Source organism: Chryseobacterium indologenes (assembly GCA_016025055.1).
GTDB lineage: Bacteria > Bacteroidota > Bacteroidia > Flavobacteriales > Weeksellaceae > Chryseobacterium > Chryseobacterium indologenes.
In genome coordinates this window covers 3,772,137-3,787,714 of sequence record CP065590.1, presented here as the reverse complement: position 1 = coordinate 3,787,714, position 15,578 = coordinate 3,772,137, and the positions used below count along the sequence as shown (strand labels likewise).

General features: G+C 38.1%; 8 protein-coding genes and 4 pseudogenes. 6 read left to right on the top strand and 6 right to left on the bottom strand.

All coding sequences use genetic code 11. The features are described from left to right. The first annotated feature begins 6 nt into the window (after window positions 1-6). Window positions 7-1,143: a c-type cytochrome gene (locus H3Z85_17420; GenBank protein QPQ51108.1), complete on the top strand. Its 1,137-nt coding sequence runs from the start codon at window positions 7-9 to the stop codon at window positions 1,141-1,143. 222 nt (window positions 1,144-1,365) lie between these two features. Here the strand turns inward: H3Z85_17420 and H3Z85_17415 are convergent. The 6 genes and pseudogenes from H3Z85_17415 to H3Z85_17390 form a co-directional block, all read right to left on the bottom strand. Continuing rightward, window positions 1,366-3,728 (bottom strand): annotated as a pseudogene (locus H3Z85_17415) (patatin-like phospholipase family protein). Window positions 3,729-3,904: 176 nt separating this feature from the next. Further along, window positions 3,905-6,596 (bottom strand): annotated as a pseudogene (locus H3Z85_17410) (PD-(D/E)XK nuclease family protein). Further along, on the bottom strand, window positions 6,593-7,129 hold the full coding sequence (locus H3Z85_17405; GenBank protein QPQ51107.1) for a DUF922 domain-containing protein: 537 nt from the start codon (window positions 7,127-7,129) through the stop codon (window positions 6,593-6,595). The pseudogene H3Z85_17410 and the gene H3Z85_17405 overlap by 4 nt, the downstream one beginning before the upstream one ends. Continuing rightward, on the bottom strand, window positions 7,129-7,533 hold the full coding sequence (locus H3Z85_17400; protein ID QPQ51106.1) for a hypothetical protein: 405 nt from the start codon (window positions 7,531-7,533) through the stop codon (window positions 7,129-7,131). Before H3Z85_17400 ends, H3Z85_17405 begins: the two co-directional genes overlap by 1 nt. A 62-nt stretch (window positions 7,534-7,595) precedes the next feature. Further along, window positions 7,596-8,231, bottom strand: coding sequence for a 16S rRNA (guanine(527)-N(7))-methyltransferase RsmG (rsmG, locus tag H3Z85_17395; protein QPQ51105.1), 636 nt, complete (start codon window positions 8,229-8,231; stop codon window positions 7,596-7,598). A gap of 82 nt (window positions 8,232-8,313) precedes the next feature. Beyond that, window positions 8,314-9,650: pseudogene (locus H3Z85_17390) on the bottom strand (M20/M25/M40 family metallo-hydrolase). Window positions 9,651-9,935: 285 nt separating this feature from the next. Here H3Z85_17390 and H3Z85_17385 point away from each other — a divergent pair. The 5 genes and pseudogenes from H3Z85_17385 (at window position 9,936) to H3Z85_17365 (ending at window position 15,557) form a co-directional block, all read left to right on the top strand. After that, window positions 9,936-11,132, top strand: coding sequence for a pyridoxal phosphate-dependent aminotransferase (locus tag H3Z85_17385; GenBank protein ID QPQ51104.1), 1,197 nt, complete (start codon window positions 9,936-9,938; stop codon window positions 11,130-11,132). A 24-nt stretch (window positions 11,133-11,156) separates the two neighbouring features. Beyond that, window positions 11,157-14,095 (top strand): annotated as a pseudogene (locus H3Z85_17380) (insulinase family protein). A 146-nt stretch (window positions 14,096-14,241) separates the two neighbouring features. After that, the gene (locus H3Z85_17375; protein QPQ51103.1) at window positions 14,242-14,874 is read left to right on the top strand and encodes a peroxiredoxin; all 633 of its coding nucleotides are present in this window, start codon (window positions 14,242-14,244) and stop codon (window positions 14,872-14,874) included. 126 nt (window positions 14,875-15,000) lie between these two features. Continuing rightward, window positions 15,001-15,309 (top strand): thioredoxin family protein, encoded by a 309-nt coding sequence (locus H3Z85_17370; protein QPQ51102.1) that lies wholly within the window; start codon window positions 15,001-15,003, stop codon window positions 15,307-15,309. Continuing rightward, window positions 15,309-15,557, top strand: a complete 249-nt coding sequence (locus H3Z85_17365) for a hypothetical protein (GenBank protein QPQ51101.1) — start codon at window positions 15,309-15,311, stop codon at window positions 15,555-15,557. The genes H3Z85_17370 and H3Z85_17365 overlap by 1 nt, the downstream gene beginning before the upstream one ends. Window positions 15,558-15,578 lie beyond the last annotated feature (21 nt).

Sequence of the window (15,578 nt, the reverse complement as noted above, 5' to 3'; positions counted from 1 at the left end):
AAAAACATGAAATTTTCAGATCTTAAATTACTATTACTACTCGGAGTCATCAGTCTTTTTTTCATGCAACACACCATACAAAAATACAGTGTTGATTATGGAGAAGTAGTGGAACAGTATAAAAAGCCAATAAAATACTGGCCTGAACCTTCAATAGACTCCGGTATCAGCTGGAAAGAATTTGAAGCTATAGATTGGGACTCCAATTACTATGATACCCAGGAGCTTCCTGAAGTAATGCTGGGAAAAAAGCTGTTTTTTGACCCTAAATTATCCTCATCAAGTCAGATTTCCTGTAGCAGTTGCCATAATCCTGAACTGGGCTGGAGTGACGGACAGGAAGTTGCTTTGGGAAATGACCATCTGCAGGGGAAAAGAAATACACAGTCTCTTTACAATATCGCAGAAAGAAAATCATTCTTCTGGGACGGCAGATCCAAAACCCTTGAAGAACAGCTAATAGGCCCGATCTCTGCCCACAATGAAATGAATATGAAACCGGAAAAGCTAGGCGGAAAACTGTCAAAAATTAAGGAATACAGACAGCTTTTTAAAGACGTGTACCACACCAATAAGATTACATTCGACAAAATCGCCAGTGCATTAGCTACCTTTCAAAGAACTATTCGAAGCCAGCCCAGCAAGCTGGATAAATTTATCGGAGGAGATTATAAAGCAATGAGTGACAAAGAAATTTATGGGATGCACTTATTCCGTACCAAAGCAAGATGTATGAATTGCCATTACGGGAAGTATCTTAGCGATGAATCCTTCCACAATATCGGACTTACCTATTATAAGCGTGAATATGAAGACCTTGGATTGTATCATATAACAAAAAACTCTAAGGATGTCGGGAAATTCAAAACCCCTTCTCTCAGAGACCTTATGTATACCGCACCATGGATGCACAACGGGTTGATGGATGATATGCATGGTATTGTCAATTTGTACAACAGCGGCATGCAGATGATCAATCCTGCTCCTGAAGAAAAAAAGGCGGATCCCAACTTTCCGGTAACCGATCCGCTGATGAAACCTTTACACCTGAATGAGCAGGAAACGGATGCCATTGTCGCATTTTTAAAAAGTATGTCCGGAAGCTATTATAAAATGCCACGACCGGAAATTCCCAGGAAATAAATGAACATGGGCTGGAGGCCGGCAGTCGCTATCAGAAAAAAAACATCGGGAAGTCATTTTTACTCATTATTTCAATTAAGATATTCTCCTACTTTGAAAGACTTCCCTTTTTCCGGCTTTCCTACTCCAGACCTGTTTCCGAATTAATCTTCCTGTAACTGACACTATCATCCATCCTTTGCTTATCTTTTAAAACTTCCTGCTTTAAACTTCCCTTCTTGGTTAAAATTTAAATCCGACACTAAAATATATCCTCCAGAAGTTAAGGAAATCATTCCGGGATATATTCATGCTGATAGGTCCTAATAAAGATTCATACCCCAGATTAGCACCATACCCCAAGATATTAAAGTTATTTTTAAACGGGGAAAGGTCATCACTTACTACACTATACTGCAAAGAAGGGGTAAGATAAAGCCTTTTCATAATTCTGTATTGGAAAGACACTCCTGCTTTAGCGACAGAGGTTACAGGAAGCTCTTTTTGACGAAGCCCGTTAAACTCCGGATTTAGTAAATCATAGTTATATTCGCTTCCGCCAAGATTATATTTCTGATTCAAAAACAGGTAAGGTGTTTCGTCTTTCCCGGAACCGAAATTGGCCCCCAGAAACAGGTTGATTTTTGCAGCCAGCCTTCTGGTTATCGGATGAGCATAATTTTCATTAAGCGTAAATGAAACCAGGTGTTTAGGTTGATAATAATCCGGATCTTTAGGATTCAGGATCGGATATAACTGAGGCTGTACTTTTTCCAGATCATACAATTGATACTGATCTCCGTAATAAAACCTTGTACTTACCTGAAGATGATTTCCTCTGGACGAAAAATATCTTTTGTTCAGATTATTCTGTTCAAATTTTAAAAACGTATTGAAATTACTGTGATTATAAAGCTTTTTGTTGTAAGTATCTGATTTTGCCTGATCTACCTTATCCAGTAAACTATACATCCTCTCAACACTGAATTCTGTTCCGAGAGAAAGGAAAGCATTAGGATTAATGTTATAATTCAATGCAATTTTCCCTGTTATATTTCGGTAGATGTGGTTGGGAAATCTGGCACTGCCGTCTTCTCCGTTGACATCGAGAAATCTAAATGTTAAGTCATTACTCTTCAGGTGAATCATTTTTGCTTCAATATCAAACCACCAACGGTCTCCGGTGCCTAAGAACTGCTGGTATGCAACTCTTGCTTTAAAACGCTCCGAAATATCCACCGTTGCCAAAAATCTGGATCTGTTCAGCAAAATATTCCTGTAGGTATAGTTGACAATAATCCCGACAGATTGTTCCGTATCATAGTGAAGGGCAAGTTTAAAGGCTCCTTTTTTTGCTCTTTTCACAAAAATATTCATGGTAAGCTCATCATTGACGTTGGTGTACGTATAATATACTTTTTCATACTGGCGCATCCCGAATACTCTGTCAATGGCTGCATTTACAGTTTTCACATCATAATACTTCCCTTCCACAAGTTCCAGTTGCCCTTTGATCACCTCAACTTCAGCAGCATCTTTGATAGGGCTTCCATCTTCTTCATTAAAGGTAAATTTTGTAGTGGGTAGCTTTACTTCTTCAATCATTGTATGATCGTAGGTAATTCCCAATTTACGCTGGGCTTCAGCCAACGCTATGAACTCAGGAAGGTGTTTCTTTGCCTCTTGTTCTCCGATCTTGATGATTCTTCTGTATTTGGCAAAATCTTTCGTTGTAATATCCCCCAGAGGGTCTACAAAATCCACCATAATGTCTGATAAAGCTTTTTGATGTTTAAAATCCTCCACAGAGCGGATGGCATGGGTCTGGTAAATCATTTTCATTGGATTTTCCATCTCCTTCTTGGTAAAAAGTCTGAAACCGGTGTAGCCTCCGATCACAAAATCGGCACCCATCTGCTGCACTTCATGGGCCGGAAAGTTCCGATCTAACCCTCCGTCTACCAGGAGTTTTCCATCGATATAAACAGGAGCAAAGGCTGCCGGTATTGCTAATGTAGCACGGATCGCCAGCGGTAAAGAGCCTTTTTCTGCATAATCAATCCACCGTTTTCAATATCGGAAGAGGTGAGCTCAACAGGAATACGTAGCTTACTGAAATCATTGATATGTTTTGCATTAAAGGTAAGCGTGTTCAACACCTCTCCCATATATTGTCCCTCGATGTAAGAACTGGGAAGCGTTGGTATTCCCTTTACGACGGGAAATTCCAGAATATATTTGTCATACTCGTCTTTTTCACTGATATTGACTTTGCTGTAAGGAACTTTATTACTGAGAATCCTGTTCCAGTCAACTTTATAAACTGTTTGTTTAAGCTGATCGGCATTATATCCCATAGCATACAATCCCCCTAATATTCCCCCCATACTTGTTCCGGTGATATAATCTACCTTAATTCCCAGGGAATCAATCATTTTTAAAATACCGATATGCGCAAAGCCTTTGGCACCCCCTCCACTCAACGCAAGGCCAAACTTGGTGTCTTTGGTCACATTTTGGAGTGCGATAGTCAGGGAATCGTTTCTTTGCTGAGATTGGATGGTAAAAGAGAAAACTATAGCTAAGAAGATCAGAAGCTTTTTCATGAGGCAAGCCAGTTTATAAAGTAAAAATTTTACAGTAAATATACGATTATGCCTTAATAATCAAGAAAAAACGCATTTTATTTTCCTGCTGCCGGAAGAAGTTAATAAAAGCCACACCTGGTTACCCACTTGGAATATTGACAAAAAGTATGAATACGGATAGGGTATGAATAATTTTAATATGATTTGATTGTTTCCACAAAATTGATCTCAGGATTTAGAATCTCAAGAATAAGGCTTTTTACAGACCTCATTGCATCATTGATGTCTCCTTTATCAAACTGCAGGGGAACCATTCCCTTTCTGGCATCCGCGAAACTCCATATTCCCGTTTCAATCGGAAAGCCCCAGAATTCCGGTAGATGTTGTACTACATAATGATAAATACAAAGCTGAAGAGCCTGTTTTCTTTCACCGTTATGAAAGTATTCTTCTACATTATCATCATCAATTTTTACATTGAGGTTTTTGATCCTGGCCGTTTTATAATCAATAATCCTTAAGGTTCCGTTGAGCTTATCTATCCGGTCGATAAATCCCAGAAAAGATACTTTATCATTTTCTCCAAGATAAAAATCAATATTTTCGAACCTTCTTTCTATATCGATAATCTCGAGTTTATTTCCCTGTTTCACCAATTCCAGATCGTGATTAAGGACATTTTCAATCACTTTTTTAGCAATCGCTTTATGGATGTAGTTCATCCCTTTTTCATAAAACTCCGGTTGATGCTTAAGCTTTTCAATAGCAATATCTACATATTGATCTATCGCTTTAATCAGATCTCTTAAATCACTTTCTTTTAAAACTTTACCTTTAATCACCTCATACACTTCTTGAAGGGTATAATGAACAAGATTTCCATAGTTCTTTACTGAAAGTTCCTCTTCTATTTCATCCGTCTCGGAAGTGTTCAGAATCTTTGACAGGTAAAAATCGATAGGATTATAGAGGTAACTGGTAAGGTGGGAAGCAGACACTTTCTCTTTCCATTTCAGAAGCCTCTCCTGTACAATTTTTGTTTTGGAAATTTCGATAGGTTTACTTACAATCGGCTCAGATGAATTTTCAATAATCAGATGTTCGATTTCATGAGAACTCTCCATTTCAATCTGGGTAACAAACCTGCTTTTTTCTCCGGTATTCACTCCTGAGCTTAAAGCATTATACAACAAATGGACATTCTTCGCATCCTGGATGAGCCTGTAAAAGTGATAGGCGTAAATGCTGTCATTTTCAAGAAAGGTATGCAGATCAAAAAATCTCCGGATATCAAAAGGTATATATGTGTTTTGTGAGTTTCCTAACGGCAGCTTTCCTTCATTCACGGAAAGCAGAATCACATTTTCAAAATTCAGCAGACGTGTTTCAAGCAATCCCATAATCTGTAAGCCCCGCAAGGGTTCACCCTGAAAATCTATACTTTCGGAATTAATATGCTGATTGATCAGAATTTCCAAGGTCTCCATTCTGATGTCAATATTGTATGGTGTAAGCTGATTTTTAATAATCCTGAAAGCATTCTCAAAGTGAGATATATTCTCGTATTGGATATCGTCTATTTCAAGCCATTTTACGTCCTGGCAAAATGTGATGAGTACATCCAGATAGATACCGGTATTCTCTGCTTTCTGCAGAAGTCTGAAATACGACAGATCACCCAGCAGTTCTTGCAGAAGTTTTTTAGAGATATACACAATATTCCTCTCCTCTACTTTGGTTTTAAAATTATTAATGATGAGCTCATCTTCAGCAGATTTCGGAAGCTCTTCCAGAATAGGAAAAACATCTCTGTAGTAGTACGATGACTTGTTTTTTTCCAGTTGTTTCTGTAAGTAAAACAATCGCTTTACGGCATTGGAAAAAGAGAGGTTTTTCAATGGGAATCCCATTGTGATATTTAAATTTTCCACCCCATGCATCACATCCAGACTGGCAGGCAGCAGGTTTTCATCCAACAATACTACTGCGGTATTGGAATAAGTTTTATTATCAATTTCTTTAAAAATCTCCGGTAAGACCTTGGTTTGTGTGACATTTCCGGAAACTTCGTAAACTTTGATTTTCTTAGGCTGGCTAAAATCATCTTCTATCCACTGAAAAGCCCTGTTATCATCAAATTCTTTCCATGTTTTATGATTTCTGAGGAATTTTCCCGCTTCCTGTCTCTCGTCATCAAAATAATAACGGTCTGCCTGGAAGAAGCACTGGGCTTTATTCCACTGCAACAGACTTCTTACCAGTTTTTCTTCAACAGGTGTAAAGGCGTTGAAGCCACAGAATACAAATTGTTCAGATGTATTTTTAGCAAATTCAGTGATCTTCGCTTTAGCCGTTTCATGAATCATTCCTGAGGTGGCCAGATTTCTCTCCTGTAATTTTTCCTTTAAGGCCGGTAGAAAAACATTCATATTCTGCCAGAAATTAAGAAACTTTTTCCGAGGAACATCGTCATCTTCTTCCCCTAAATCCTGTGCCCATTCTTTGATTCTCTCCTCATCAAACATATACTGCAAAACAGCAATATCACTGTCTGAAAATTTCAGGATATCGTCCCAGTCTTTCTGTAAGGTCGGAAACCACTTTAAAAAATCGGAAAAATCATCCCGTGGAATAAGATTAAGGCTCCTGTAGACATCAAAAGAAAAAAGCCACAACGGAATCCCCTGTATAGGCTGTTTATCAGCAATGGTATTGATCAGCTCCTCTACCGTAAAAAAGTTCGGAAGAAACCCCGAGTAATTGTTTTCTTCCAGAATCTCCCCTGATAAATACGATAGGACGTTTTCCGGGCAGGACAATATTAAACGCAGAAAGATCAGGGTTTTGCGCTAGTAATTCGTGAATGATCTTGTTGAGAAATTTCAAGGGGCTTTGTAACTTTTTAGGTTTTCTAATTCTTCGGAAATAACCGCATTATATTCTGCCTGTTTTTCTTTATCCATCCCATGTCGGGTATCGCGGTCATAAGACATCTGAAAGTTTTTATAATCGCTGTTTATCCCGGTGTAAATTGTTTTAAAAAATTTATCATAATCTCCGGAAGTTTTAATCTTTTCAGCCACTGCTTTTCTGAATTTTCTTACAAACAGTTCTGCAATATCAAAATGCTTCTGTTCATGCACCAGAATATAGTCACTGATTTTTTTCACATCCTTCCAGGATTTATTTTCGGTGAAAATGGCTTTTATTTCAAAAGTAACCGGTGATTTCGGATTGGAAGACTTCACCACCGAATACTCCCAGCCACAATTGGTATAGGCAGCTATATCAACATTGTTTTTTCTGTTGATGGGGCTTTTAAAATTTTCCCAAGTCAGTTTTTGATCTTCTTTCCAGATGATCTTCTGTCCGAACAGAATATTTGTGACCAGTAAACAACAGGCAAAAACCGTTTTCATTATTCTACCACAATTGTTTTCGTAATCCAATTGTCACCACCATTCCAGAATTTCAGAGTATAGGTTCCCCTTTTCTGAGGATTAAAATTAATCTGGTTGACCCCTACATAATTAGCTTGTGTACAAGGCTCATTGGTAATATATTTATAGGCAGTAACGGTTCTGTCAAAATTGGCACCGTATACATAATCATAGCCATAGAAACCCTGGCACTGAGACTGATAGGAAGAATAGGTTTTTATATGCTGTATTCCTAAAACATTCATCGTATCATTCACCAGCTTTACACTGTCTATTTTGACTTTGCCGATGGATTGCACGGTACCATAATCATCAGATTTACACGAAACTAAAAATCCTCCAAACAACACTATGGAAAACCCAATATTTAAAAGCTTTTTCATAACCTATAATTTTCTGATTATTAACCATTATTTAGCAAAAATTATTCCTTACTGATGCAAATTTAGGAATTAAAATTACCTTTTGATAAATAAACTACTTTTTTTGTATCAAAGAATTCTTCATCAAAATAGTTTTTGAGGCTGAAAATTTCACATTTTAGTCCGGCAAGCTCTTCCGCAAGGTCTCCGCCCTTTAAATATAAAATCCCATTATGTTTCGGATTAAATTGTTCTTTTTCGAACTTCCCTTTCAGCCATCTTAAAAATTCCGGCATCTGGGTCACCGCTCTGCTGACGATAAAATGGAATTTCTCTTTCAGCTTCTCTGCTCTTCCATGAATAGCAGTCACATTGGTAAGTCCTACCCCTTCCGCCACAGCTTTTACGACACTAATTTTTTTCCCGATGGAATCTATTAAAGTAAATTCAGTGTCAGGGAATAAAATCGCTAATGGAATTCCCGGAAAACCACCACCGGTCCCGATATCCAAGACTTTGGTTCCCGGAGCAAAAGCCATTACTTTCGCAACTCCCAATGAATGTAAAATATGTTTTTCATACAACGATTCCATATCTTTTCTGGAGATAACGTTGATTTTTTCATTCCATTCATTGTACAGTTCCTCCAGTTTTGAGAACTGTTCCAGCTGTTTTTCAGTAAGATCCGGAAAGTATTTTAATAGTAACGATGTAGACATGTGAATTATTATAAAGCGCAAAAATAAGTTTTATTTCTCTTGTATTCAAATCTACTTTTCCAGTGGAAGACCGAAGCCTTCATTATTTTGCAATACCGGGAATCACTGGTACGCTCAGATTCCCTGACTGACTGACCGCTTGTACTGCAAAAATATAGTTATCTTTCGAAAGCGGAATCCTGATCGAAAGCTCTTTTGTCCATATTCTTTTTGCCATACCGGGCTATCTGTTTCACGCGCCAGCACATAATACCCTGAGGGTACTCCTGACTTGGGCTTTTGCCAGTGAAGCGTTGTAGAATTGGTCAGCTGCTTCACATCCATTTCTACCTGCTCTGGTTTTGAAGTGGATTTTGCAAGATTGGCAAGCACTGCAATATTGGCGGCCACATTTTTTTTAAGGTATTTAAAATCAATAAATTCAGGCAGATCCCCAAACTGTTTACCATGTTCTATTCTGATATCCTGATGCTGATGATCATAGTTTTCATAATATTCGGTAAGTCTCACAGAAGGAAAACCGTTATTGACAAAACTGGAATGGTCTCCCCCACGCAAAAACCGGTCGTTTCTGTAAATAAGCTTTACTTCAAGGTCTTTGACATATTGTTCTGAAATCTCTTTGATATACCGTGCCAGTTGTCTGGATTCACTGTCGTTTTCAAAACCGAGGTTTCTGATTGCCATCGCTTTCTGATCAAGATCTTTGTAAGGCAGACCTTCGCTGAAGACACGAAGCGTACGGGTATTCGTTTCTCCTGTTTCTCCGGATTTCGGGTTGCCGATCATATCATTGTTCAGCACGGCTTCGAGCTGTACATTTTCTTTTTTAATTTTTTCTGCCAGCATTTTAGAACCAAGCAGCGATTGTTCTTCACCCGAGAATGCTACGAAGATAATGGAAGCAGGGAATGAAGAGGCACTCAATATTCTTGCAGCTTCTATAACAGCACTTACACCGCTCCCATCATCATTTGCTCCCGGGGCAACGGAAGTTCTGTTCATCACATCTGTTACTCTTGAATCCAGGTGTGCCCCAATCAGAAAAATTCTATTATCATCAGGATCTTTTCCTTTAAGAAAAGCAACAGCATTTCCCAGGTTAACGGCTTTGTCAATACGTTTCCCGTCCGGCTGAAGGTCTTCCTGTTGAAGATACACCTCCATTCTGCCTCCTGATTTTTTTGCATAGTCTTTAAATTTTTTAATAACCCAATTCCTAGCTGCTCCTATACCTTGGTTGGGATCAGTTACCGAACTTAAAGTATGCCTGGTCTGAAAATTCACCAGCTGACCAATGTATGACTTCAGCGAATCTTCATTGACCTGCGACACATATTGCTTCACTTCGTCATCTTTCGTGAGCTTCTGGGAAAATAGAATATAGGGAATGAATAATAAAAATAAGGAATATTTCATAAGCTGAGTCTTAGATGGTTTAAAGATACAAAACCACCCGATGTAAAAGCACTATACTTTTGATATAATCTAATGTAAATTTTCAATACATACTATTCATCTCCCGGAAAGAATACCAGTTTACATTCACCTTATGTTAAAAAAAGTCAAAATCAATTGTAATTTCTGTAAGCACTACCATCTCTTAATTGCATAAAAACCTGATAAAAATCTTTAAACTCTACCTACTTTTATTACCTCCGCAAGGCGTTTTTATTATATATTTGTTAAAATTGAAAAAAAAACATGGATAAACTTTCAGATAGAGTAAAAAGATTAGGATACTCACAAACTTTTGTAATGTCAAACAAGGCCAGAGAAATGAAAGCCAGCGGAATAGATGTCATCAGCCTGACTCTTGGCGAACCGGATTTTGACGTTCCGGACAATATCAAACAGGCAGCTTTCGATGCGATCAACCAAAATTACAGCCACTATTCTCCTGTTCCCGGATTCCTTGAACTGCGTGAGGCCATTGCTTACAAATTGAAAAGAGATAATGATCTGGAGTACAAACCTACTCAAATCTGTGTTTCAAATGGTGCCAAACAGGCTATTTTAAATGTACTGGCAGCTATCATCAATGATGGGGATGAAGTTCTTCTTCCTGCCCCGTATTGGGTAAGCTACGACGAAATGGTAAAAATGATGGGCGGAAATTCTGTAATGCTTCCTACTTCTTATGTTACTGATTTCAAAATAACGGCAGAACAACTGGAAGAAGCGATCACGGATAAAACCAAAGCAATATTATTCAGCTCACCCTGCAACCCGTCCGGAGGTTATTATACATATGACGAATTGAAATCCATTGCTAAAGTCATTGCTAAATATCCTCAGGTGACCATCATCTCTGATGAAATCTATGAATTTATCAACTATGAAACAAAAACCACATCGATTGCCCAATTCCCTGAAGTCTATGAACAGACTGCTGTCATCAACGGAATGTCAAAGGCTTTCGCAATGACAGGATGGAGAATCGGATATTCTGCATGTCCTGAATGGCTGGCAAAAGCCTGCGAAAAAGTACAGGGACAGATGACCAGCGGTGCTAATACCGTAGCTCAGAGAGCTTCTATTACGGCTTTAAAAACCGATCCGGCAGAGTATAAATATATGATCGACGCCTTCAAACAAAGAAGAGACCTTGTATATGAATTGATTCAGGAAATCCCTGGATTCAAAGTGTTGCTTCCTAAAGCAGCGTTCTACTTCTTCCCTGATATCTCCTATTACATCGGAAAAACACTGAATGGTACTGAAATTAAAAATTCGGATGACTTTGCGATGTTTCTTTTAGAAAATGCTCATGTAGGATGCGTAGGAGGTTTCTCCTTCGGAAGTCCTGAATGTATCAGATTCTCCTATGCAGCGTCCGAAGAAGAGCTACGAGAAGCGATGAGACGTATCAAAACCCTGCTGAAACAGTTTAACCAATAATCAGAAAATAAAACACAACAAACAATGAACCTGTTAAAAAAACTAACAATTGCTACCAGCATAGCCGCTGCAAGTTTCATCGGCCATGCTCACGGGCAGGACTTCCAATGGAAAGAAGCTACTGCTAACGGTTACAAATATAAGTATGTGACCAACGACCCTACTTCAGCCAGATATTACACCTTAAAAAACGGGCTAACCGTTATTCTAAGCCCGACGAACAAGGATCCAAGGATACAGACCTATATTGCCACAAAGGCAGGAAGCAAAACTGATCCTGCTGATCACACCGGACTTGCCCACTATCTTGAGCATATGCTTTTTAAAGGGACCAACCAGTTCGGATCTAAAGACTGGGCAAAAGAAAAGCCCCTTCTGGACCAGATTGATGCTCTTTACGAAAAGTACAATCAGACGAAAGACGAAAATAAAAGAAAAGAGATCTACAAGGAAATAGACAAAGTTTCCGGTGAAGCTGCCAAATACGCCATTGCCAATGAATATGACAAAATGCTGTCTGGTATGGGCGCAGATGGAACCAATGCTTTCACATCTTTTGAACAAACGGTATACACGGAAGATATCCCTGCCAATGTTACGGATAAATTCCTTGCAGTACAGGCGGAAAGATTCAGAGAACCTGTATTAAGACTTTTCCATACGGAATTGGAGGCCGTGTACGAAGAAAAAAACAGAGGCCTTGATAACGATCCAAGAAAAGTATACGAAGCCATGTTTGCAGCTATTTTCCCTAATAACAATTACGGAAAACAGACCACGATCGGTACGGTTGAGCATTTGAAAAACCCTTCTTTAAAAGCAATCAGAGAATATTTCAACAATTACTATGTTCCTAATAATATGGGAATTATCATGTCCGGAGATTTCAATCCTGATGAAATGATTGCAAAGATCGACAAGGCTTTTTCTTATATGAAACCTAAAGCTATCCCTGCTTATAATGTCGGCCAGGAAAACGCAATTACAAGTCCGGTTACCAAAGAAGTCTATGGCCCCACCCCTGAAAATATCACCATAGGATTCAGATTCCCCGGTGCTACAACGAAGGATGCCAGACTTCTCAATCTTGTAGGAAGCATGCTTACCAATGGTCAGGCAGGGTTGATCGATCTTGATTTGGTTAAAAAACAAAAATTACTGGCAGCATACGCCTTCCCTTATGTTTTAAAAGATTATTCCGTTTTGTTATTGCAGGGAAATCCTACGGAAGGACAATCTTTGGATCAGGTTAAAACCTTACTTTTACAGGAGATTGACAAATTAAGAAAAGGAGATTTTTCTGACGACCTTATCCAGTCTATTGTTAATAATGAGCGAAAAAAGATTATTCAGGATAATGAAAAATATTCTTCCAGAGCAGGGATATTAATGGATGAATTCACTTCCGAGGTGGATCACAAGACCAACCTGGAATATGTGGAAGAAATTTCAAAACTGACTAAAAAAGATATCATGGATTTTGCTTCCAAATATCTTAAGGATAACAATTATGTAGCGGTTTATAAAAGAAAAGGCGAAGACAAGAGCATTGTAAAAGTTGACAAACCCACTATCACGCCGGTTTCCGTTAACAGAGAAGATCAATCATCTTTCCTGAAGAAAATCGACGAAATGCCTGAAAACCCTATCTCACCGGTCTGGCTCAATTATGATAAAGATATTGCTAAAAATAAATTAGGCGATGTAGATGTACTGTCTGTAAAAAATACAGATAACGCACTCTTCAGAATGTATTATTATTTTGATTCCGGAAAGTGGAATAATAAAATGCTTCCTTTAGCCACTGAATATCTTCAGTACCTGGGAACAAAGGATAAGTCTTCAGAAATCATCAGTAAAGAATTTTATAAGCTTGCTTCAAGCTTCAATGTGAGTGCAGGAAACGAAGAAACCTACGTATCGCTGGAAGGCTTAAATGAAAATTTTGATAAGACCATCAGCTTGTTTGAAGACCTTATCAAAAATTGCCAGGCCGATCAGGCTGCTCTTGATGCCTACAAAGCGAGGATCAAAAAATCCAGAGCTAATGCCAAACAAAATAAAGGCAGTATCATGGCAGGTCTTAGAAGCTATGCACAATATGGTCCCCAGAATCCTTTTAACAATGTTTTAAGTGATGCTGAACTGGATGCCTTAAAAGCAGAAGACCTAGTGAATATCCTTCATGATTTGTTCAATTTCAAACATAAAGTACTGTATTACGGTCCGAAAACAGGAAACGATGTAACGGCCGCCTTAAAGCCTATTCACAAGTTACCGGCAACCCTGAAAGAGCTTCCGAAAACAAAAACATTTACTCAGATCCCAACGGACAAAAACAAAGTATTGTTTGCACATTACGATATGGTACAGGCTGAAGTATTCTGGGTAAGAAACTCTGACCCTTATAATGCTGGAATTACTCCAACTGTAAGTCTATTCAATAATTACTTTGGTGGCGGAATGGGCTCTATTGTATTCCAGACGATCAGAGAATCTAAGGCACTGGCCTACTCCACTTATTCTTATTTTGCCCTTCCGAGCAAGAAAACAGACAAAGATATGATTATGGCTTATGTAGGTACGCAGGCTGATAAATTCAATGAATCTACAGCAGCGATGAATGAGCTTTTAACAACACTTCCAAAATCAGAACAGTTATTTGAAACAGCAAAAAGCGGATTGAAAAAATCAATCGCGTCTGAAAGAATTACCCAGGATGGAATTATCTTTTCTTACCTGAAGTCTCAAAAGCTTGGGAATGATTTTGATATAAGAAAAAATGTATACGAGCAGGCTCCTAAACTATCGTTTGCAGAGATCAATACCTTCCATGAAAAAGAAATGAAGAACAAAAACTTCACATATTGTGTAGTGGCAGCGCAAGATAAAGTAAACGAAGCTGATATACAGAAATTAGGTGAAGTCAAAAATTGAATCTCACCGAAATATTCGGTTATTAAAAATAAGCAAAAAGCCCTGAATTCAGGGCTTTTTATTTAACAACACATCAAAAACAATTATAGATTTTATTTATCAATATTCATTTGATCGATAGATAAATCTTTCTATATTTGCATCAGAAATTTAAATATAAAAACAGAAAATTATGTCTTTAGTAGGAAAAAAATTCCCGAATTTAACAATTGACGCGATGTCTGAAATGGGTGACGATTTAAGAATCAACATCCTTGATGAAGCAGTAAACAACCAGCAAAAAGTTCTTTTATTCTGGTATCCAAAAGATTTCACTTTCGTTTGCCCTACTGAGCTTCATGCATTCCAGGAGGCTTTAGGTGAGTTCGAAAAAAGAAATACTAAAGTAATCGGTGCATCTTGTGATACCAACGAAGTACACTTCGCATGGCTGAACACTCCAAAAGACAATGGAGGTATCGAAGGAGTAACTTACCCACTTTTAGCGGATACTCACAGACAATTGGCAAACACTTTAGGAATTGTAGATCAGGATTTCGAATACAACGAAGAAGGAGAAGAGATTTTCACAGGTTCTAACGTGACTTACAGAGCTACTTACCTTATCGATGAGACCGGAAAAATTTTCCACGAAGCGGTAAACGATATGCCATTAGGAAGAAATGTAAAAGAATTCTTAAGACTAATTGACGCTTACACTCACGTTCAGAAGCACGGTGAAGTATGTCCAGCAAACTGGGAAGAAGGAAAAGATGCTATGAAAGCTGACAGAACTTCTACTGCAGAATACTTAGCTAAGAACTAATTCAACTTAACAATCTAGTAATTTAACAATGTAACAAAGCATCATTGTAACAGTAGATATTTTTATTGGTACATTGATACTATTCAATTGTTACATTGTTAAATTTCAATTCTTAAAATTTATCCTATGTACACAGAATTAACCGAAGATACATTACAGAATATCGTAAATGACAACGAAAAAGTAGTTGTTCAATACGGAGCTACATGGTGCGGAAACTGCAGAATCATGAAGCCTAAATTCAAAAAACTGGCATCTGAAAACGAAGCAATTCCTTTTTTATATGTAGATGCTGAAAAGCTTCCTGAGAGCAGAAAATTAGCAAAAGTAGACAACCTTCCGACTTTCGCCATTTTCAAAAACGGTGAATTGGTAAACCAGGTTCAGTCTAATCAGGCAGAAAGTTTAATTAACCTTTTTAATGAATTAGCATAATGAAATTACCCGTAATCAGACAGTTTTATCAAAATCAGACACCTGAAAATCTTGAGAAAACCTTAGAAGTACTGGAAAGTTTCAGTGAATTCAGAGGAACAAGTGAGGAGGATCTGAACGTAGCAGGAGAATTGATCACAAACATCTGCGGAGCTTTAGAAGTTCACGCTAACGTACAAAACGGGATGAGTGAGAAGGATGCTTTAAACTCTTTTGCCCAAAAAGTTTTGGGATCAATTGACAAGTAATCTTTTGATAAGTTCTCAAAA